We start from the raw sequence: 19,042 nt of genomic DNA on the forward strand, positions 1-19,042 counted from the left end.
GTTGGTGTTCCCCTGAACTGGATGCGGATGGGGCCGCGGGAGGCGCGGCGCTGTTGACGGCGAGGCGGGTCGGTGTTCCCCAACGACCAGTTCCCTGTGCCGTACTTCCGAATATAACGGGGCGGAGGCCGAAAGTGGGACGTGCTTCACAAAAAAAGACCCCGGGCAGCAGGGCTGCCCGGGGTCTGGTCCAGCTAACCGATGCCTGGCTTACCAGATGACGACGCGGTCCTCGCCCGAACGCACCATCTTGTCGCCTTCCTTGCAGTCGAAGGCTTCGGAGAAGGCCGGCAGGTTGGACGGGGCGCCGATGGCGCGGAACATGCCCGGCGAATGGGGCCCGACCGTCAGCTGCTGCTTGAGCTGGGCTTCGGTGAAGGCGATGCGCCAGACCGTGGCCCAGTTCATGAAGAAGCGCTGGTCCTGGGTGTAGCCGTCGATCATCGGGTCGGTGTAGCCCTCGCCCTGGGCGCGCTGCAATGCGTCATAGGCAACGGTCACGCCGCCCAGGTCGGCGATGTTCTCGCCCAGGCCCAGGTTGCCGTTGACGAACAGGCCCGGCAGCGCCTCGTAGCCGCTGTACTGGTCGGCCAGCTTGGTGGTCGCGGCTTCGAACTTCTTGCGGTCCTCGTCGGTCCACCAGTTGGCCATGTTGCCCTGGGCGTCGAACTTGCTGCCCTGGTCGTCGAAGCCGTGCAGCATCTCGTGGCCGATCACCGCGCCGATGCCGCCGTAGTTGAGCGCGTCGTCGGCGTTCACGTCGAAGAAGGGCGGCTGCAGGATGGCGGCCGGGAACACGATTTCGTTGGCGGTGGCGCGGTAGTAGGCGTTCACCGTCTGCGGGCTCATGCCCCATTCGCTGCGGTCGACGGGCTTGCCGATCTTGTCGAGCATGTACCGGTAGTTGAAGGCCGAGGCGGCGAGCAGGTTGCCGGCGTAACTATCGTCCGAGACCTCCAGGCCGCTCCAGTCGCGCCACTTGTCCGGGTAGCCGACCTTGGGCGTGAACGAAGACCATTTCTCGATGGCCTTGGTCTTGGTCTCCTCGCTCATCCACTCCAGGTTTTCCAGGCGGGTCTTGAGCGAGGCCATCAGGTTGCCGACCAGCTCCTCCATCTTGGCCTTGGACTCGGGCGGGAAGGCCTGTTCGACGTAAAGCTGGCCGAAACCTTCCCCCATCGAGCCATTGAGCGCGCCCAGCACGCGCTTCCAGCGCTCCTGCATTTCCTTCTGCCCGCGCAGGGTCTTGCCGTAGAACTCGAAATTGCGTTCGGCGAAGGCGTTGGACAGGTAGGGCGAGGCTCCGTCGATGGTGCGGAAGCGCAGCCAGGTCTTCCAGGTGTCCAGCGGCACGTCGGCCAGCATCGCGTCCACCTCCTTGAAGAAGGCGGGCATGGGCAGGGAGAAGGTCTGCGGCGCATCGACGTCGAGCGCGGCGAAGAACTGCGTCCAGCTGAAGTTCGGGGTGCTGGCGTCGGCGTCAGCCAGGGAGACCGGGTTGTAGCGGTTGGCCGGGTCGCGCAGTTCAAGCCGGCCCAGGGACGCCTTGGCCAGGCGGGTTTCGAACGCGAGCACGTCCTGAGCCTGGGACTTCGCGGTGTCCTCGTCGGCGCCGGCCAGCTGCATCAGCGCAGCCACGTGTTCGACGAAGGCGGCGCGGGCGGTCTTGTAGTCCTCGCGGTCTTCCAGGTAGTAGGCGCGCTCGGGAAGCGACAGCCCGCCCTGGCTGGCGTAGGCGATGTTGGTGGTCGAGTCGTTGTAATCGGCCATGGCGTACAGGCCGAACAGCATGCCCTGGCCGCGCGCGTAGGCATCACCGATATAGGCCGGGATGTCGGCGTTCGACGCCAGTGCATCGATGCGGTCGAGCTCGGGCTGCACCGGCGCCAGGCCGGCGGCTTCGATGGCGGCTTCATCCATGCCGGCGGCGAAGAAGTCGCCGACTTTCTGTTCCATGCTGCCCGCCGGCCAATCCCCGGCGGCGGCAGCCTTGGCGATTTCATGCTGCACCTGCAGCGAGCGCTCGCCCAGCGCCGGGAAGGCACCCCAGGTGGTGCGGTCGCCCGGCACCGGATTGGCGGCCAGCCACTTGGCGTTCACGAATCCGTTGAAGTCCTGGCAGGCCTGGATGCTGGTATCGATGTCCTGGGCATCGAGCGAAATCGGCTGCTGCTGGACCTGCGCGAGGTCGATCGCCAGCTTCGGCGCCTCGGGCGCGGCGACGGCGGCGGGTTCTTCGGCTTTCTGGCAGGCGGCCAGGGCCAGGGAAACACAGAGCGCCAGGGTCAGGGGCTTGAGGCGGGTCATGGGCGAAACCTTTGCAAGGGACGAAGCCCCCGAGCCTAGGGCATGCGCGCGGCCGGCGGGTAGGCCAGAGGTCATGGTCCGGGGCTGGCGGCGATGGCCGGGGCTCTGCTACGGTGGCGGCGTTGGTCCTGGACTCCCATGCTCATGAAGCCCCGTCTCCAGACCCGCAGTCACGCCGGTGGCGTCGTCACGCATCGGCTTTCTGATGGTCCTAGCGCCGCCCCCTTCACGTGCATGAATGCCGCCGCGCCCGCGGCTGCCTGGTTGTCCCGGTCCCCCTCGAACCGTGAACCAGGAGAGTGGCAATGCGCGTATTGGCCTGTGATGGCATCCATGAAGACGGACTGGACCTGTTCCGCAAGGCAGGCTGGACCGTCGAGACCAGCGACCCGATAAAAGACCCCAAGGCCCTGGCCGAAAAGCTGGCCGGCTTCGACGCCGTGCTCGTGCGTTCGGCGACCCCGGTGCCGGGCGAAGCCCTGGCCAAGGCCGGCCAGCTCAAGGTGATCGGCCGCGCCGGCGCCGGCGTCGACACCATCGACGTCGAGGCCGCCACGGCCCGCGGCGTCGCGGTGATGAACGCGCCCGACGGCAATACCCTGGCCGCGGCCGAACACGCCATCTCGCTGCTGTTCGCGCTGGCCCGGCACGTGCCGCGCGCCGACGCCGGCATGAAGGCCGGCGATTGGCCCAAGGCCGGCCTCACCGGCTTCGAGCTCGAGGGCAAGAAGCTGGGCGTGATCGGCCTGGGCCGCATCGGCGCCACGGTGGCGCGCAAGGCCCAGGGCATCGGCATGGAAGTGGCCGCCTTCGATCCCTTCCTGCCCGCCGCTGCCGCCGGCAAGGGCAGCGTTCCGCTGATGACGCTCGACGAGTTGCTGGCCTGGGCCGACGTGGTGACCCTGCATATCCCGCGCACCAAGGACACGACCAACCTGCTCGATGAAAAACGCCTGCGCGGCATGAAGAAGGGCGCCTTCCTAATCAACGCCGCGCGCGGCGGCCTGGTGGACGAACAGGCGCTGCTGGCGCTGCTCGAGGAAGGCCACATCGCCGGCGCCGGCCTGGACACGTTCGCCACCGAACCGCTGCCGAAGGACTCGCCCCTGCGTGGACATCCGCGCCTGGTGCTGACCCCGCACCTGGGCGCCAGCACCGGCGAGGCGCAGCAGGCCGTCAGCACCATCCTGGCCCGGCAGATCATCGATTTCGTCGCCACCGGCGCCGTCGCCGGCTGCGTCAACCTGCCGCCGCTGACGCCCGAGACGGCCCGCGAGGTCGGTCCGTGGATGCCGCTGATGACGGCCCTGGGCAAGCTGGCCGGCCGCCTGGTGCCGGCCCCGGTGAAACTTCACGTCACCTACGCCGGCCGCACCCAGGGCCTGGACACGCGGCCGCTGACGCGGCTGCTGGTGGCGGCGCTGCTGGGGCCGGCCTCGGGTCGGGTGACGCCGGTCAATGCCCTGCACGAAGCGGCGACGCGCGGCCTCGAGGTCGCCGAAACCCTGGGCGGCGACGGCGACGGCTTCGACCGGCTGCTGCGCATCCGCGTGGAAGCCGGCGGTCAGTCGCGCGAAATCGAGGCGACGCTGCATCGTGGTCCGCGCGTCGTGCGCCTGGACGGCGTCGAGCTGGACTTCGACCCGCTCGCGCACGTGTTGCTGATGCGCAACGAGGACAAGCCGGGCGTGATCGGCCTGGTGGGTTCGCACCTGGGCGCCGCCGGCGTGAACATCGTCAACTTCTCGCTCGGCGCCACCGGCGACGGTGGCGCGGTGGCGGCCATCACCGTCGACCGCGAGGTCGCCGAGGCGCAGCTGCAGTCGCTGCGCGGCATCCCGGGCATCGTGTCCATGGAGCAACTCTGATGCGCGTCTTGCTTGCCCGCCACGGTGAAACCCCGTGGAACGCCGAAGGCCGCTACCAGGGCCAGCACGACATCGCGCTGTCGGAGACCGGTGAACGCCAGGCCCGCCTGCTCGGTGACCGCCTGCGCGACGTCCCGATCACGCGGGCCATCGCTTCGCCGCTGTCGCGCGCGCGCCGCACGGCCGAACTGGCCCTGGGCGAGGCGCGCGGCGGACTGCTCAGCCTGGACCGCGACCTGCAGGAGATCGCCCACGGCGACTGGGAAGGCCTGCTCGCCAGCGAGATCCGGGCCCGCGACCCGAACCGGCTGCGCGCCTGGCGCGATTCCCCGGAAACCGTGCAGATGCCCGGCGGCGGTGAATCGATCGTGCAGGTGTTCGATCGCGCCTGGCCGGCGTTCGCCCGCGCCTGCGAAGGCCTGGGCGACGGCGACACCTTGCTGGTGGTGGCGCACGACGCGGTCAACCGCGTCATCCTGTGCCGGGTGCTGGGGCTGCCGCTCTCGCGGCTGTGGTCGTTCCGGCAGGCGCCGACCACGCTCAACCTGCTCGAAGGGCAGGGGGCCGATGCGCTCGAGGTGGTGCGCCTGAACGACTGCAACCACCACACGCCGCTGTTCGGCGAGGCGGTGCACCGGGCGCTTTGAAGCCGCTGGGGGCGGGTCCGGCGGCGCGCTAGCCGCCGGACGGATTCGCCGCCGCGTCGCGGGCCTGTTCGACCTGGCGGATCATCGACTGCAGGCGGTCGTTGCCGGGCATCCTGGCGTCCACGGCGCGCAGGTCGGCAAGGGCCGCCTCGTAGCGTTTGGTGGCGAAGTAGGCCTCGGCGCGATGAAGGATGACCTGTGGATCACCGGTGCGATCGACCAGCCAAGTGTATTCCGCGAGCGCCTCGTCAACCTTGCCGGCGGCCAGTTTCACCCGGGCGCGCAGCAGCCGGGCATCGCCATTGGCGGCATCGTCCTGCACCAGCCAGTCGAGGTCCGCCAGGGCCTGTGGCCAGTCCTGGGACTGGGCATGCAGCTGGGCACGGGTGAAGCGTGCGGTACGAATGTCTTCGTCGGGCACCCAGTCGCCGGAGACCACTCCGTTGCACGCCAGGATGCGCTGCGCGACGTCGCCCTGTCCCGTGCACCGCGACAACCGGGCTTCCGGAATGATGGTGGGCAAGCCGGTCGCCCGTTCCAGCTCCGCCAGGAGGTCTTCGCCGCTGCGATTGCGCGTGCCGGGGTCGCCGCCGGATTGAATGAGCGTGCGCAGGCGCTGGCGCAGCATCGTCCTCAGGGCCTGCACGGCTTCGTCGCGCCGGCCGGCCTTGGCCAGGGCGCGACCGCGCCACTCGTGGTAGTCGCCGTTGTCCCGGTAGTGCGTGAGCCAATCTTCGCGCTGGATGCGCTCGATCAAGGCCAGCGCCTCGTCGAAGCGGCCCAGGGCAATGAGGTCTTCGACGATCCGGAAGTAGTTGAAGGCGTTCGAAGTCGCCGTGAAGGCCGCCTGGTGATCGGCCAGCGCCAGGGCGTGCTGCTGCATGTCCCGGTAGCTCTCGCCGCGCTGCGCCAGCCAGTGCGATCGTTCCGCCGGCGGCAGGGTCGCCAGCACGCGGGTGCAGGCCTGGGCACGCTCGGCGGGTGCCGGCACGCCATGCGAGCGGCCCGGGGCGCGGTTCTGGCACAGTTCCCTGTCGGTCGTGGATGCCAGGGCGGGCAGGCTGGTCGCCAGGGCCGGCAGCAGGCTGAGAATCACGAACAGGCTTCGCATGCGTGCTTCCCTTTCCCGGTCAGGTGGCGGCCATCCTCGCGGCTGCGCTGGCCGGGGTCAAATCCGGCCAGGCGTGGATCTAAGGCGTTTTGTCCGGATCCGCCGGGGGCGCCTCGTCCGGCGACTGCCCGGTCGCGGCGCGCTTGCGCATCGCCTTCTCGGCTTCCTTCTCGGCTTTCTTCTTCTGCTTGGCCAGCTCACGCTGCCGCTTTTCGAACGAATAGTTGGGTTTGGCCACGTTGATCCACGGTAAAGGACTGGCGGCTAGCCTAACGCCTTAGCTCGTCGCGGGCGACGCCCGTGGAGGATAATGCCGCCATGGCGCGCACCCTCGAACAGTGGCTGGACTACCAGCAGCAGGTCCATCCCCGGTCCATCGACATGGGGCTCGAGCGCGTGGGCGAGGTGGCCAGGCGGCTGGGCATCGGCCGTCCGGCGGCGCGGGTGGTCACCGTCGGCGGCACCAACGGGAAAGGTTCGACCGTGGCCTTCATCGAAGCGATCGCCAGGGCGGCCGGGCTCCGGGTGGGTGCCTATACGTCGCCGCACCTGCTTCGCTACAACGAACGCATCCGCATCGACGGCGTCGAGGCGACCGACGCCGCGCTGGTCGAGGCCTTCGAACGCATCGAGGCCGCGCGCGAAGCCATCTCGCTGACCTATTTCGAGTTCGCCACGCTGGCGGCGCTGCTGCTGTTCGAAGCGGCCGGGCTGGACCTGGCCATCCTGGAGGTCGGCCTGGGCGGGCGCCTGGACGCCACCAACCTGGTGGACGCCGACTGCGCGGTCATCACCACCGTCGACCTGGACCACCAGGACTACCTGGGCAACGACCGCGAGAGCATCGGCGCCGAAAAGGCGGGCATCCTGCGCGCCGGCAAGCCCTGCGTGCTGGCTGAAAAGGACCCGCCCTCGTCGGTGCTGCGCCGGGCCTACGTGCTGGGCGCCTACGCCATCCGCGGCTATTCCGACTATCTGGTCGACGAACTCGACACCGGCTGGCGCTGGCGCGAGCCCGGCTTTTCGATTGACCTGCCCGAGCCGGCGATGCCGGCGCCGGCGCAGCGCGGCAACGCCGCCGCCGCCATCGCCGCGCTGCGTGCGCTCGACCTGCGGATCCCGGCCAGGGCGCTGCGCGAGGGCGTGGCGGGCGCCAGGGTGGCCGGCCGCCTGCAGGTCATCCCCGGTGCGCCCGAGCTCGTGCTGGACGTGGCCCACAACCCGCAGGGCGCACGCCAGCTGGCGCAATGGCTGGGGGCCAACCCAAAACCGACGGTGGCCGTCTTCAGCGCGCTGGCCGACAAGGACCTGGCCGGCATCTGCCGGCCGCTGGCCCCCTGGCTCAAGGCCTGGCACCTGGGGCCGATCACCGACGCCGGGACACGCGGGCTGCCGGTCGACGAACTGGCGCGCCGGCTCGCCGACGAACTGCCGGCCGACATCCTGCACCCGCATCGCAGCCTGGCCGAGGCCAGGCAGGCGGCCGCCGCCTCGGCCGGGGAGGCGGGGCGCGTATTGGTTTTTGGTTCTTTCCACACGGTGGCTGAAGCCCTGGCCCAGGCCTGAACCGGCCCGCCTGCCATCCCGGCTATAATTCGCGCCACTCCTCCGGCCGGACCGAATACGCGATGGATTCCGCCCTGAAACAGCGCCTGATCGGTGCCGCCGTGCTGGTGGCGCTGGCGATGATCTTCCTGCCCATGCTGCTGCAGGGCCCGGAGGTCGGTGAACCCGACGCCGCGCAGGTTCCCTTGACGATGCCGGACGCGCCCGACCAGGAGTTCGAGACCCGCGAGCTTCCGCTCGCCGCGCCCCAGCCGGCCGGTGAGGGTTCCGTGCTCGGCGGCCCGCAGCCTGTGCCGGCGGACGACCCCAATGCCGTCGCGACCGTGGACGTGCAAGGCGACGCCGCGCCGCGTGTGGACGCCGTGGACGCGCCCGTCCCGGACGCCGGAAACGACGGCGCGCCGCTGCAGGCGGTCGATGCCGCCAGCGGCCAGCCCCTCTCGGCGACGCCCGCGCCGGAACCTGCGCCTGAACCGGCGGCGGCAGCGCGGCCGGAGCCCACGGCGCCCTCCGAAGCCTTGCCCGCCACGGCCGCCGGCGGACGCTACGCCGTCAATGTCGGCAGCTTCTCCAACCTGGCCAATGCCCGCGCGCTGGCCGACAAACTGCGCGCGGCCGGGCTGCCGGTCACCAGCGAATCGGTGGACGTGAACGGCAAGCCGGCGATGCGGCTGCGGGTCGGGCCGTACGCCGAGCGCACCGTCGCCGAGGCCGCGCGCCTGCGCGCCGAGAACGTCGCCGGTACCCGCACCGTGGTGGTGACGCTGCAGGCGGGCCGCGAGACGACGCCGGCGCCGACGACGCGCGCGGCGACGGCTGCGTCGGTCGGCTTTGCCGTGCAGCTCGGCGCCTTCAGCACCGAAGCCGATGCCAATGCGCTCCGCGACCGGGCCCGCAGTGCCGGCTTCGTCGCCTTCCACCAGCGCGTGGCCACCGACAGCGGCGCCGTCTGGCGCGTGCGCGTGGGCCCGGAGGCCGACCGCGCCGCCGCGGAGCGCCTGCGTGCCGCCATCGCCGACAAGTTGGGCCTGCGCGAAACGATCATCGTGGCCCACCCCTGACCCCCATGCTGAACTGGGCTGACTACGCCTTGCTGCTGGTGCTCGCGGTTTCCATGGCCATCGGCCTGTGGCGTGGGTTCGTGGTCGAGGTGCTTTCGCTGACCGTCTGGGTCGCCGCGTTCTGGCTGGCGATCGCCTTCGGTGCCGAGGCCTCGACGCTGTTCACCGGTGTGGGTGCCGCGTCGGCGCAGCTGTTCCTCGGCTACGCCAGCGTCTTCCTGGCCGTGCTGCTGCTCGGTGGCCTGGTGACCTGGGGGATCGGCAAGCTGATCGCCAACACCGGCCTCTCGGCCACCGACCGCGTGCTTGGCCTGGGTTTTGGGCTGGCGCGCGGCGTGGTGCTGGCCTGCGTCGCGGTCATGCTGCTTGGCTTCACGCCGGTGCCGCGCGATACCTGGTGGACCCAGTCGCGCTTCATGCCGACCGTGCAGGAGGGCGCCCTGTGGATGGCCGGCTTCCTGCCGCCGGTGGCCGCCCAGGAACTGCAATTCCCGGTGCCGGGTTCGGCACTGTTGGACCCCTTTACCGGCCAACCGCCTGAAGCGGACGGCCAGACTCTCCCGGAGACCTGAACCATGTGCGGCATCATCGGAATCGCCGGCGCCAGCGACGTCGCGGCGGCCCTCTACGACGGCCTGATGGTGCTCCAGCACCGTGGCCAGGACGCCGCCGGCATCGCCACGATGGAAGGCCGGCGCCTGCACGTGCACAAGGGCAACGGGCTGGTGAAGGAAGTTTTCGACGAGCGAGCCATGTCGCTGCTGACCGGCGGCGTCGGCATCGGCCATTGCCGTTACCCCACGGCTGGTTCGGAGGGTGACGCCGAAGCGCAGCCGCTTTACGTCAATTCGCCCTACGGCATCGCGCTGGCGCACAACGGCAACCTGATCAACACCGACGAATTGCGGCGCATGGTGTTCGAACAGGACAAGCGCAACATCAACACCGAGTCCGATTCCGAAGTGCTGCTCAACGTGTTCGCGCACGAACTGCAGGTCATCGGCAGGCTCGACGCGAAGGCCGCCGCCGCGGCCGTGGCGAGCGTGCACCGGCGCTGCAAGGGCGGTTACGCCACCGTCGCGATGGTGCTGGGCCTGGGGCTGGTCGCCTTCCGCGACCCGCATGGCATCCGGCCGCTGGTACTGGGCAAGCGCGAGGTCAACGGCCGCGACGAATATGCGGTGGCCTCGGAAAGCGTCGCCCTGGACATCCTGGGCTTCCGCCGCGAGCGCGACCTGCAGCCGGGCGAGGTGGTGGTGGTCACCCCCGACGGGCAGCTGTATTCGGAAGCGGCCGTGCAGGAACAGCCGCACGCACCCTGCATCTTCGAATACGTCTATTTCGCCCGCCCGGACTCGATGATCGAGAACATCTCGGTGCACAAGGCGCGCATGCGCATGGGCGTGACCCTGGGCCAGAAGATCCTGCGCCTGCGCCCGGACCACGACATCGACACCGTCATCCCCATCCCCGACACCTCGCGCGATGCGGCGCTGGAACTGGCCAACGTCCTGGGCGTGAAGTACCGCGAGGGCTTCATCAAGAACCGCTACGTCGGCCGCACCTTCATCATGCCGGGGCAGGGCGAGCGCAAGAAGTCGGTGCGCCGCAAGCTCAACCCGATCCCGCTGGAGTTCAAGGACCGGGTGGTGCTGCTGGTGGACGATTCGATCGTGCGCGGCACCACCAGCCAGCAAATCGTGCAGATGGCGCGCGACGCCGGCGCCCGCAAGGTCTACCTGGCCTCGGCGGCGCCGCCGGTCCGGCATCCGAACATCTACGGCATCGACATGCCGTCGGTGGAGGAGCTGGTGGCGCACGGCCGCAGCGAGGCCGAGGTCGAGAAGGTGCTGGGCTGCGACTGGCTCATCTACCAGGACCTGGCCGACCTCGAAGCCGCCGTGGCCGGCCCGAAGTTCCCGGGCCGCCGCTTCGACAGCTCGTGCTTCAGCGGCGACTACGTCACCGGGGTGGAAGCCGGTTATTTCGAACACCTGCAGAAGCTGCGCTCCGACGACGCCAAGCACAAGCGCCGCGGGGCGTGAAGACGCCAGGGCCTGACATCCTCGAAGCGGCCAGGGCCTGCATCGACGCGGCCAACCCGGCCGACAAGGTCCGCCTGACGCGCGCGGCCGCCGAGGCCTTCCGCGCCGGCAGCCTGCCGGTGCCCGCGGCGCCATCCGAACCGCAGCCGATCCGCGCGCCGGGAAGGCCCGAGCGGCCGCGCCTGGTGCTGCCGCGCGAGGTGCCGCAGCGGGGACTGGGCAGCATCGAGGGCCGGGCGGCGTTCCTGCATGCGATCGCGCATATCGAGTTCAACGCCATCAACCTGGCCTGGGACGCGGTGTATCGGTTCCGCGGCATGCCCCACGCTTATTACCAGGACTGGGTCGGCGTCGCCGACGACGAAGCACGGCACTTCGCCATGCTGTCGGCGCGGCTGGGCGAGCTGGGTTTCGCCTACGGCGATTTCGATGCGCACAACGGCCTGTGGGAAATGGCGGAAAAAACCGCCGACGGCGGCCTGCGCCGCATGGCCCTGGTGCCGCGCGTGCTCGAGGCCCGGGGCCTGGACGTGACGCCCGGCATGATCGCCCGGCTGCGTTCGAACGGCGACGAAGCATCGGCGAAGATCCTGGAAGTGATCCTGAGCGAGGAAGTCGCCCATGTCGCGGCCGGCACGCGCTGGTTCCACTGGCACTGCGAACGCGCCGGCCTGGCCCCGGGCCGCGAGTTCATCCGGCTGGTCCGCGAAGCCGTGCGCGGCAGCATGCGCGGTCCCTTCAACCGTCCGGCGCGCCTGGCCGCCGGCTTCGAGGAAGACGAGATCCGCAGCCTCGAAACCATGGAGTGATGCAATGAATCGTTTCCTGTCGTTCCTGTTCGTCCTGCTCCTGGCCGCCTGCCAGCCCGAACCGGTCGATCCCGCCGCGGACGAAACCGCCGGCGCTGAAAAACTGGCGCTCTACGAGGCGGCCCGCGCCGACGGGGATTTCGAAATCGCCGAGATGCACGGCAACCTGCTTGACCAGGACCACGGCAAGACCCAGGCCGCCGCGACCATGCGCAAGACCATCGACGAAGTGCGCGCGCAGGCGGAAGCCATGCGCGAACGCCGGCGCCTGATCGGCCTGTGGGACTACCAGTCGGTCGCCGTCGAGGGCGGCACCCAGCATTCGGCGGCCATCTACAGCAAGGTGCCGGGCTACGACGCCGAGTCCGGCGGCCCGGCGCCACGTCCCGAGGCGCGCCTGGTGCTGCGCCGGCATCCGCAGTGGGGCGAAAGCGCCTACCTGGTGCTGGAGATGTCCACGCTTCGCTGCGGCCCGCCCTGTCGCCTGGCGATCCGCTTCGACGACCAGCCGGCACGCGAATTCGCCGGTGAACCCGCCGACACCGGCACCGGCCCGGCGCTGTTCATCAAGGACGAGCCCGGCTTCCTGGCGGCGATGTCGTCCGCGCAGCGCGTGCGCATCGAACTGCCGCGCAACGGCGTGCTGGTGCCGCGCTTCGAATTCGAAGTGGGTGGCTTCCGGCCGGCGCTGTACCGCGGCGACTAGGTCGCCGGTCCAGTGTCGGCGGCCAGCGGGAGTGCCTCAAGCACCAGGCCGTCCGCGTCGACGCGGAGCACGCTGCCCTGCTCGTACCAGTCGCCCAGCACGATGCGCTGCGCGGCACGCCCATCCACGTCCAGAGCATGCATGGCCGGGCGGTGGGTATGGCCGTGGATCAACCGGTCGACGCCGTGGCGGCGCAGGACCTCCACGACCGCAGCCGGGTTCACGTCGGTGATGGTTTCCGCCAGGCCCTGCTGGTGTTCGCGGCTGGCGGCCCGCGCCTGCGCCGCGAAGGCGTGGCGTGCGGCCAGCGGCTGGGCCAGGAACTGCTGTTGCCAGGCCGGGTCGCGCACCTGGCGCCGGAAGGCCTGGTAGGCGGCATCGTCGGTGCACAGCAGGTCGCCGTGCATGAGCAGGGTGGGTACGGCGAACAGGTCGACCACGCAGGGATCGGGCAGCAGGGTGGCACCGCTGCGCCCGGCGATCTGCTGGCCGTAGAGGAAATCGCGGTTGCCACGCATCAGGAACACCGGCACGCCGGCCTGGGACAGCGCCTTGAGTGCGATGCACACCGATGCGCCCGGCTCGCCGGGGTCGTCGTCGCCGATCCAGGCTTCGAACAGGTCGCCTAGTATGTACAGCGCCGAGGCCTCGCGGGCCGGGCCCGCCAGCAGCGCCAGGAACGCGTCGGTGGCCGCCGGCCGTGCCGGGTCCAGGTGCAGGTCGGACACGAACAGCACGCTCACGGCGTGTCGGACCCGGTCACCGTGGCCGGCTGCGAAGGTCCGGCCAGCACCACCTGTTCGATCACCACCGGCGTATCGGGCACCCAGCCGTTGAACGGCCCCTGCGAGCCGGTCGGCACGGCCGCGATGCGGTCAAGCACGTCCAGGCCCTGCACGACCCGCCCGAACACCGCATAGCCCGAGGTGTAGGGGCTGGAGTCGTCCTTGCGGTCGAAAGCCGGGTTGTCGGCCAGGTTGATGAAGAACTGGGTGGTCGCCGAGTCGGGCGCGCCGCGGTCCCGCGCGGCCGCGATGGCGCCGCGCAGGTTCAGCAGGCCGTTGCCCGCTTCGTTGGGCACGGGTGCACGGGTCGGCTTGGCCTGCAGGTCCGGCGTGAATCCGCCGCCCTGGACCAGCAGCCCGGGCACGACCCGGTGGAAGATCGTGCCGTTGAAGTGGCCGTCGCGGGCATAGGACAGGAAGTTCTCGACCGTGCGCGGTGCGGCGGCGGCGTCCAGCTCCAGGATGATCTCGCCCAGGCTCGTCACCAGGCGGACGCGCGGCGCGACCGGTGTGGTCGCCGGCGTCTCAGTTTCCGGCGCCGGGACAAGGGGCGGGGCGGTGGGCGAGGCGAGGGCGACGAGCGGCAGCAGCAGCAGGAAAAGCAGGGTCTTTCGCAGGGGCATCCGGGCAAATCGTGCGGGAACTGCGCCATGTTAGCGCAGGCGGCCGGCCCGGCCGGACATTTGCCGTAAAATGCCCGGCCCACCGACCCGACCCGGCCCCGACGATGACCTGCCGCACCCGTTTTGCCCCCAGCCCGACCGGTTTCCTGCACATCGGCGGCGCCCGCACGGCGCTGTACTGCTACCTGGAGGCGCGTCGTCGCGGCGGCCAGTTCATCCTGCGCGTCGAGGACACCGACCGGGAGCGCAGCACCCAGGCCGCGATCGACGCCATCCTGGCGGCGATGGACTGGCTGGGCCTGGACTACGACGAGGGGCCGATCTTCCAGACCGACCGCCTGGACCGGTACCGGGAGGTCGCGGAAAAAATGGTCGCGGACGGCACGGCCTATTACGCCTACGAAACCAAGGAAGAGCTAGAAGCCATGCGCGAGGCGGCGATGGCCGCCAACCTCAAGCCGCGATACAACGGCCACTACCGCGACCGCAACGAACCCTTCCGCGACGATCCCAACCGGGTCATCCGCTTCAAGAACCCGATCGGCGGCAGCGTCGTGTTCGAGGACAAGATCAAGGGCCGCATCGAGTGGAGCAACGACGAGCTCGACGACCTGGTGATCTTCCGCTCCGACGGCTACGCCACCTACAACTTCGCGGTGGTGGTCGACGACCTGGACATGGGCATCACCGACGTCATCCGCGGCGACGACCACGTCAACAACACGCCCCGCCAGATCAACATCTACAAGGCACTGGGCGCCCCGGTGCCGCATTTCGCCCACATGCCGATGATCCTCGACCCGGAGGGCGCCAAGCTCTCCAAGCGCTCGGGCGCGGCCAACGTGATGTCCTACAAGGACGAGGGTTACCTGCCGCATGCCCTGGTGAACTACCTGGCGCGCCTGGGCTGGTCGCACGGCGATCAGGAGATATTCAGCCGCGACGAGCTCAAGACGCTGTTCGCGATCGAGAACGTCAACCAGAAGGCCTCGCGCCTGGACCCGGCCAAGCTGGGCTGGCTCAACCAGCACTACCTCAAGACCGACGATCCGGCCGACGTGGCCCGGCACTTCGAACCGCAGCTGATCGCCCACGGCTACGACCTGTCGAAGGGCCCCAGGCCCGCCGACGTGGTGGTGGCGCTGCGCGACCGCGTCCAGACCCTGAAGGAAATGGCCGAGCGCGCCCACGTCTGGTATTGCCCGCTGGAGGCCTACGATGAAGCCGCGGTCGCCAAGCACTTCACGGCCGCGGCGCGTTCGCCCCTGTCGGAAGTACGCAGTCGCCTGGCGGCACTCGCGGACTGGAGCCCGGCGGGCGTCGACGGCGTGCTGCGCGCCACGGCCGAAGCGCTGGGCGTGGGCCTGGGCAAGATCGCCCAGCCGCTGCGCGTGGCCATCACCGGCACCCAGGTCAGTCCGTCGATCGACCATACGGTTTTCCTGGCCGGCAAGGACCAGGCGCTGGCCCGTATCGACGCCGCGCTGGCGATGCTGCCCGGCTGAACCTGCCCTGTAGGAGCGCCTTCAGGCGCGGAGTTCTTCCTTTCCGGAGGCAAGGGCAAAAGATTCGCGCCTGAAGGCGCTCCTACAGGTTCTTCGTCGTTGATTTAGCGGGCGCCAGGCCCCACCCTTAGGCCATGTCCCGCAAGCGCAGCCACGCCGCCCACGATTGCACCGATCCGGACCTCCACGTCCACGATGCCGGCGCCTACGTGCGCGCGGTCGAGGAAGCCTGCGCCGAGCGCGGCCTGCGCCTGACGCCGCTGCGGGCGCAGGTGCTGGGCCTGATCGCCGACGCCGGCAAGCCGGTGAAGGCCTACGACCTGCTGGACACGATGAAGGAAGAAAACGGTTCGAGCGCGCCGCCGACGGTCTACCGCGCGCTCGATTTCCTGCTCGAGCAGGGTTTCATCCATCGCTTGGCCTCGGTCAACGCCTTTGTTGGCTGCCATCATCCGAACGAACGCCACTCGGTGCCCTTCCTCATCTGCGACCGCTGCCATGCAGCGATCGAGCTCGAGGACGAGCGCATCTGCGGCCTGCTCGACGAGCAGGCACGCGCCCTGGGTTTCGAACCCCGGGCGCAAACCCTGGAGGTGCACGGCCTGTGCGCACAATGCGCGGCGGCATGAAAACCACGCTCGCCGGCCTGGCCCTGCTGCTCGCCGCGGGCCCGATGGGCGCGCAGGACTATCCGGTCGAGCCGCCGAAGGCGGACCAGGCACCGCCGCCGCCGATCGGCCTGGCCCTGCCCGAGGACTACCTGGCGCCACCCGTCGACCTGGTGACGCCGCTGGCCATCCTCGACCGCCTGGTGGTGCCGGGCACCCGCATGCAGCTTGAGTGGCGGCCGGGGGGCGGCATCAGCGCCGCCGAGATCCCGAGCCCCGTCGTGGTGACGCGCGGCGCGCTGTCGGGCCCGGTGCTGTGCCTGGTGGCGGGCGTGCACGGCGACGAAATCAACGGCGTCGAAATCGTGCGCCAGCTGTCGCACGGCATCGACCCGACCCGGCTCTCGGGCACCGTGATCGGCGTGCCGATCGTCAACGTGCACGGCTATTCACGCGGCACCCGCTACCTGCCGGACCGGCGCGACCTCAACCGGTACTTCCCGGGCTCGCGCAGCGGATCGATCGCCTCGCGCATCGCCAATGCCTTTTTCCAGGACATCGTCAGCCACTGCGACATGCTGGTGGACTTCCACACCGGCTCGTTCGAGCGCAGCAACCTGCCGCAGGTGCGCGCCGACCTGACGCGGCCGGACGTGCTGGAATTCAGCCGGCACTTCGGCAACACCGTGGTGCTGCACAGTCCCGGCAACAAGGGCATGCTGCGCGTCGCCGCCACCGCGGTGGGCGTGCCCGCCGTGACGTTCGAGGCCGGCGCGCCGGCGCGGCTCGAGCCGGAGGAGATCGCCCAGGCCGTGGCCGCGATCGAACGGCTGATGGTGCAAACGGGCATGCGTGAAGACCCGACCGCCGCCGACGATGCGACCGCGGAGATCGACCCGGAGGTCGTGGCCAGGCGCCCCGATCCGGCGCCGATCTTCCTCGACTCGCGCTGGGTGCGGGCCAACTCGGGCGGCCTGCTTATCAGCGAGGTGACGCTGGGTCAGCGCGTGCAGTCGGGACAGCGGCTGGGCCGGGTCATCGACCCGGTCGCCAACGTCGAGCGCTACATCCTGGCGCCGGTGCCGGGCCGCGTCATCGGCATGGCCCTGAACCAGGCCGTGCTGCCTGGCTACGCCGCCTTCCACCTGGGCACGGAAACCAGCGAGCAGCAGGCCGTGCAGGAGGCCGTGACGCCGCAGGACGGCGAAGGTCCGGAGCCCGACCCGGAATCGCGTCCGTCTGAGCTCGCCGAACCCTCGGATCGCGAAGACTACGAATAGCCCAGCCGCGGCATCGCGTCAGAAGCTGACGCGCAGGCCCGCCATCACGTTGCGGCCAGGCAGCGGCGCGTAATCCTTGAGATAGGAGGTATGTGCGCGGGCCTCGCGATCGCCCAGGTTGCGGCCTTCCAGGAAGGCTTCCCAGCCGGCCATGCCGACGTCCCAGTGGTAGGCGATGCCGGCGTCGACCAGGGTGTAGCCATCGGTCGCCGATTCGAACTGGGCGACTTCGTCCTGCGCCTGCACGCGGACCGCACCGATGCGGGCGCGCCAGGCGCCGCGCTGCCAGTCCAGGTCGGCGCCGACGCGGCCCGGGGCGATGCGCGGCAGGCGGCCGCCATCGTCGAGACGGGCATCCACCTGGTCGGCGAACACGCGCAGGTTCCACAGGCCGCTGGCGTTGTCGGCCAGCTCCACGCCCAGCTCCGCTTCCCAGCCGGTGAACGTGGCGTCGGCCTGGGTCCAGGCGCGCAGCGGCAGGTCGTCTTGTTCCAGGCCGGTGTCGGCGAGGTAGATGAAGTCCTGGAAGGCGGTGCGGTACACCGAGATCTTGCCGTCGAACCGGCCGTGGTGCAGGTGCAGGCCCAGCTCCGTGCCGAGCGCCACCTCGGTGTCCAGCGAGGCATCGCCCAGCTCGTAGGACTGCGTGGCGACGTGGGCGCCGTCCGAGAACAGTTCTTCGGCCGTTGGCGCGCGTTCGGCGCGGTTGAGGTTCAGGCTCAGGTGGGCCGATTCCGAGAATCGCCACAGGCCACCCGCGGCGAGGCTGGTCGCGTTGCGGTCGGCGTCGGCGCCCGAATCGGGCGAGACGCTGACACGTTCGTGGCGCGCGCCCAGTTCGAGCTTGAACTGGCCGAAGTCCTTTTCCTGAAGCGCGAACAGGCCCAGGTCGCGGGTGACCGACGGCGGTACGAAGGCCTCGTCGCCAACGGCTTCGAAGTCGCGGTGGCTCATCTGCAGGCCGAAGGCGCCGCGCCAGCCCTTGAACTCGCGCTGCACGGCCTCGAAGCGCGCCTCGGTGCCCGTGTTGTTGAAGACCGTGCCGACTTCGTCACCCTCGAGTTCGGTGTGCTCGTAGAGGCTGCGCTGCACGCGCCAGTTCAGTTCGGCGAAGGCGCCGACGTCGCGGATGCCGCCCCGGGCCTCGAAGCGGTCCTGGCGCAGGTCGAGGCGAACGATCTCCTCTTCCTCGCCGTGCTCGTCGTGGTCGTCATCGTGGTCGTCGTCGTGCTCTTCGTGCGCGTGGGCGCCCGGCGGGATGCCGTAGTCGCTGCGGTAGGTGCTGGCGGCCATGCCGAACCAGGTGCGTTCACCGAACCAGCTGGCGCCCAGGGCACCGCCTTCGGTGGTCAGCGCGCTGTTGGGCAGGCGGCCGCGGGCGAAGTGGTCCGGGTCTTCGCCTTCCTCGATTTCCTCGGCGATCAGCGCCGGCGAAAACGCGTAGCCGGGAATACGCACGTCACCGCTGTCGCGGCGGAAGAGGTCGGCGTGCAGGGTCAACGCGCCGGCGTCGGCGTCGACACGGGCCATGCCCACGGTGCCGTCATCGACGCTGCCGTGGCGCAACTCGGCGCGACCGGCCACGGTGCGGCCGACCTGGGCGGTCGGCACGCGGCCATCGACCACGTTGACCGCGCCGCCGATGGCGCCGCTGCCGTAAAGCAGGCTGGCCGGACCCTTGAGCACTTCGATCTGGTCGGCCAGGAAGGGTTCGATGCCGATGGCGTGGTCGGCGCTGACCGTCGAGACGTCCAGGGCACTGCCGCCATTGGCCAGCACCTGCACGCGCGCACCTTCCAGGCCGCGGATGACCGGCCGGCCGACGCCTGCGCCGAAGCTGGCCGACTGCACGCCGGCCTGGCGCTCCAGGGTCTCGCCCAGGGTGCCGGACTTGCGGCCGTCGAGTTCCTCGCCGGTCAGCACGTCCACCGGCCGCGCCAGGTCCTCGATGCCCTGGCGCAGCGGCGAGGCGGTGACTTCGACGACGTCCAGGGTCCGGGGCTGGTCGTGGTCGTGTTCGTCGCGCTGGCCGGCCTCCTGGGCAAGGGCCAGGGCGGGCAGGGCGGTGGCGAGGGCCAGGGCAAGCGGGGCGAAGCGGGGCAGGCGGGGCATGGGCAGGAC

At 70.2% G+C, this 19,042-nt stretch carries 17 protein-coding genes; 11 read left to right on the forward strand and 6 right to left on the reverse strand.

Annotated elements, in window-relative coordinates; all coding sequences use genetic code 11:
- Window positions 1–210: 210 nt before the first annotated feature.
- Complete coding sequence (locus N788_RS07470; protein WP_034223038.1) at window positions 211–2,307, reverse strand: M13 family metallopeptidase; 2,097 nt, start codon at window positions 2,305–2,307, stop codon at window positions 211–213.
- Between the two features lie 305 nt (window positions 2,308–2,612).
- Here N788_RS07470 and serA point away from each other — a divergent pair, with 305 nt between their 5' ends.
- Together serA and N788_RS07480 are read left to right on the forward strand one after the other, a co-directional pair.
- Entirely contained in the window at window positions 2,613–4,175 is a 1,563-nt protein-coding gene (serA, locus tag N788_RS07475; protein ID WP_034223041.1) for a phosphoglycerate dehydrogenase, read from the forward strand.
- Window positions 4,175–4,822, forward strand: a complete 648-nt coding sequence (locus N788_RS07480; RefSeq protein WP_034223044.1) for a histidine phosphatase family protein — start codon at window positions 4,175–4,177, stop codon at window positions 4,820–4,822. Before serA ends, N788_RS07480 begins: the two co-directional genes overlap by 1 nt.
- A gap of 28 nt (window positions 4,823–4,850) precedes the next feature.
- Here N788_RS07480 and N788_RS07485 read toward each other — a convergent pair whose 3' ends face one another.
- The gene (locus N788_RS07485) at window positions 4,851–5,933 is read right to left on the reverse strand and encodes a tetratricopeptide repeat protein (RefSeq protein WP_034223047.1); all 1,083 of its coding nucleotides are present in this window, start codon (window positions 5,931–5,933) and stop codon (window positions 4,851–4,853) included.
- Window positions 5,934–6,012: 79 nt separating this feature from the next.
- The gene (locus tag N788_RS14900) at window positions 6,013–6,171 is read right to left on the reverse strand and encodes a hypothetical protein (RefSeq protein WP_169740398.1); all 159 of its coding nucleotides are present in this window, start codon (window positions 6,169–6,171) and stop codon (window positions 6,013–6,015) included.
- 80 nt (window positions 6,172–6,251) lie between these two features.
- Here N788_RS14900 and folC point away from each other — a divergent pair, with 80 nt between their 5' ends.
- The 6 genes from folC to N788_RS13920 all read left to right on the forward strand — a co-directional run bounded on the left by folC (window position 6,252) and on the right by N788_RS13920 (window position 12,120).
- On the forward strand, window positions 6,252–7,499 hold the full coding sequence (gene folC, locus N788_RS07490) for a bifunctional tetrahydrofolate synthase/dihydrofolate synthase (RefSeq protein ID WP_034223050.1): 1,248 nt from the start codon (window positions 6,252–6,254) through the stop codon (window positions 7,497–7,499).
- 62 nt (window positions 7,500–7,561) lie between these two features.
- Entirely contained in the window at window positions 7,562–8,560 is a 999-nt protein-coding gene (locus N788_RS07495) for an SPOR domain-containing protein (protein ID WP_034223053.1), read from the forward strand.
- 5 nt (window positions 8,561–8,565) lie between these two features.
- Entirely contained in the window at window positions 8,566–9,132 is a 567-nt protein-coding gene (locus N788_RS07500; protein ID WP_051924478.1) for a CvpA family protein, read from the forward strand.
- 3 nt (window positions 9,133–9,135) lie between these two features.
- Window positions 9,136–10,605: an amidophosphoribosyltransferase gene (gene purF, locus N788_RS07505; protein WP_034223056.1), complete on the forward strand. Its 1,470-nt coding sequence runs from the start codon at window positions 9,136–9,138 to the stop codon at window positions 10,603–10,605.
- On the forward strand, window positions 10,602–11,414 hold the full coding sequence (locus N788_RS07510) for a ferritin-like domain-containing protein (RefSeq protein ID WP_034223059.1): 813 nt from the start codon (window positions 10,602–10,604) through the stop codon (window positions 11,412–11,414). The genes purF and N788_RS07510 overlap by 4 nt, the downstream gene beginning before the upstream one ends.
- A 4-nt stretch (window positions 11,415–11,418) precedes the next feature.
- On the forward strand, window positions 11,419–12,120 hold the full coding sequence (locus N788_RS13920) for a hypothetical protein (RefSeq protein WP_051924479.1): 702 nt from the start codon (window positions 11,419–11,421) through the stop codon (window positions 12,118–12,120).
- Here the strand turns inward: N788_RS13920 and lpxH are convergent.
- Both lpxH and N788_RS07525 read right to left on the reverse strand, forming a co-directional pair.
- Entirely contained in the window at window positions 12,117–12,863 is a 747-nt protein-coding gene (lpxH, locus tag N788_RS07520) for a UDP-2,3-diacylglucosamine diphosphatase (protein ID WP_034223060.1), read from the reverse strand. The two genes, N788_RS13920 and lpxH, sit on opposite strands and share 4 nt — an antisense overlap.
- Window positions 12,860–13,528, reverse strand: a complete 669-nt coding sequence (locus tag N788_RS07525; RefSeq protein ID WP_051924480.1) for a peptidylprolyl isomerase — start codon at window positions 13,526–13,528, stop codon at window positions 12,860–12,862. Before N788_RS07525 ends, lpxH begins: the two co-directional genes overlap by 4 nt.
- A gap of 104 nt (window positions 13,529–13,632) precedes the next feature.
- On the opposite strand from N788_RS07525, the gene gltX reads away from it, so the two are divergent.
- From gltX to N788_RS07540, 3 genes are all read left to right on the forward strand, one after another.
- Entirely contained in the window at window positions 13,633–15,033 is a 1,401-nt protein-coding gene (gene gltX / locus N788_RS07530; RefSeq protein ID WP_034223064.1) for a glutamate--tRNA ligase, read from the forward strand.
- A 134-nt stretch (window positions 15,034–15,167) separates the two neighbouring features.
- Window positions 15,168–15,662: a transcriptional repressor gene (locus N788_RS07535; protein ID WP_034223067.1), complete on the forward strand. Its 495-nt coding sequence runs from the start codon at window positions 15,168–15,170 to the stop codon at window positions 15,660–15,662.
- The gene (locus N788_RS07540) at window positions 15,659–16,921 is read left to right on the forward strand and encodes a succinylglutamate desuccinylase/aspartoacylase family protein (protein ID WP_160171918.1); all 1,263 of its coding nucleotides are present in this window, start codon (window positions 15,659–15,661) and stop codon (window positions 16,919–16,921) included. The genes N788_RS07535 and N788_RS07540 overlap by 4 nt, the downstream gene beginning before the upstream one ends.
- Window positions 16,922–16,939: 18 nt before the next feature.
- Here N788_RS07540 and N788_RS07545 read toward each other — a convergent pair whose 3' ends face one another.
- A complete protein-coding gene (locus tag N788_RS07545) occupies window positions 16,940–19,033 on the reverse strand; it encodes a TonB-dependent receptor (protein WP_034223070.1) in 2,094 nt (697 codons plus the stop codon).
- Window positions 19,034–19,042 lie beyond the last annotated feature (9 nt).

The sequence above is a fragment of the Arenimonas donghaensis DSM 18148 = HO3-R19 genome, assembly GCF_000743535.1.
In the GTDB taxonomy this organism is placed as follows: Bacteria; Pseudomonadota; Gammaproteobacteria; order Xanthomonadales; family Xanthomonadaceae; genus Arenimonas; species Arenimonas donghaensis.

Coding starts and splice junctions, on each gene's coding strand:
- N788_RS07470 (WP_034223038.1), bottom strand. CDS start 2,307: ATGACCCGCCTCAAGCCCCTGACCCTGGCGCTCTGTGTTTCCCTGGCC.
- serA (WP_034223041.1), top strand. CDS start 2,613: ATGCGCGTATTGGCCTGTGATGGCATCCATGAAGACGGACTGGACCTG.
- N788_RS07480 (WP_034223044.1), top strand. CDS start 4,175: ATGCGCGTCTTGCTTGCCCGCCACGGTGAAACCCCGTGGAACGCCGAA.
- N788_RS07485 (WP_034223047.1), bottom strand. CDS start 5,933: ATGCGAAGCCTGTTCGTGATTCTCAGCCTGCTGCCGGCCCTGGCGACC.
- folC (WP_034223050.1), top strand. CDS start 6,252: ATGGCGCGCACCCTCGAACAGTGGCTGGACTACCAGCAGCAGGTCCAT.
- N788_RS07495 (WP_034223053.1), top strand. CDS start 7,562: ATGGATTCCGCCCTGAAACAGCGCCTGATCGGTGCCGCCGTGCTGGTG.
- N788_RS07500 (WP_051924478.1), top strand. CDS start 8,566: ATGCTGAACTGGGCTGACTACGCCTTGCTGCTGGTGCTCGCGGTTTCC.
- purF (WP_034223056.1), top strand. CDS start 9,136: ATGTGCGGCATCATCGGAATCGCCGGCGCCAGCGACGTCGCGGCGGCC.
- N788_RS13920 (WP_051924479.1), top strand. CDS start 11,419: ATGAATCGTTTCCTGTCGTTCCTGTTCGTCCTGCTCCTGGCCGCCTGC.
- N788_RS07525 (WP_051924480.1), bottom strand. CDS start 13,528: ATGCCCCTGCGAAAGACCCTGCTTTTCCTGCTGCTGCTGCCGCTCGTC.
- gltX (WP_034223064.1), top strand. CDS start 13,633: ATGACCTGCCGCACCCGTTTTGCCCCCAGCCCGACCGGTTTCCTGCAC.
- N788_RS07535 (WP_034223067.1), top strand. CDS start 15,168: ATGTCCCGCAAGCGCAGCCACGCCGCCCACGATTGCACCGATCCGGAC.
- N788_RS07540 (WP_160171918.1), top strand. CDS start 15,659: ATGAAAACCACGCTCGCCGGCCTGGCCCTGCTGCTCGCCGCGGGCCCG.
- N788_RS07545 (WP_034223070.1), bottom strand. CDS start 19,033: ATGCCCCGCCTGCCCCGCTTCGCCCCGCTTGCCCTGGCCCTCGCCACC.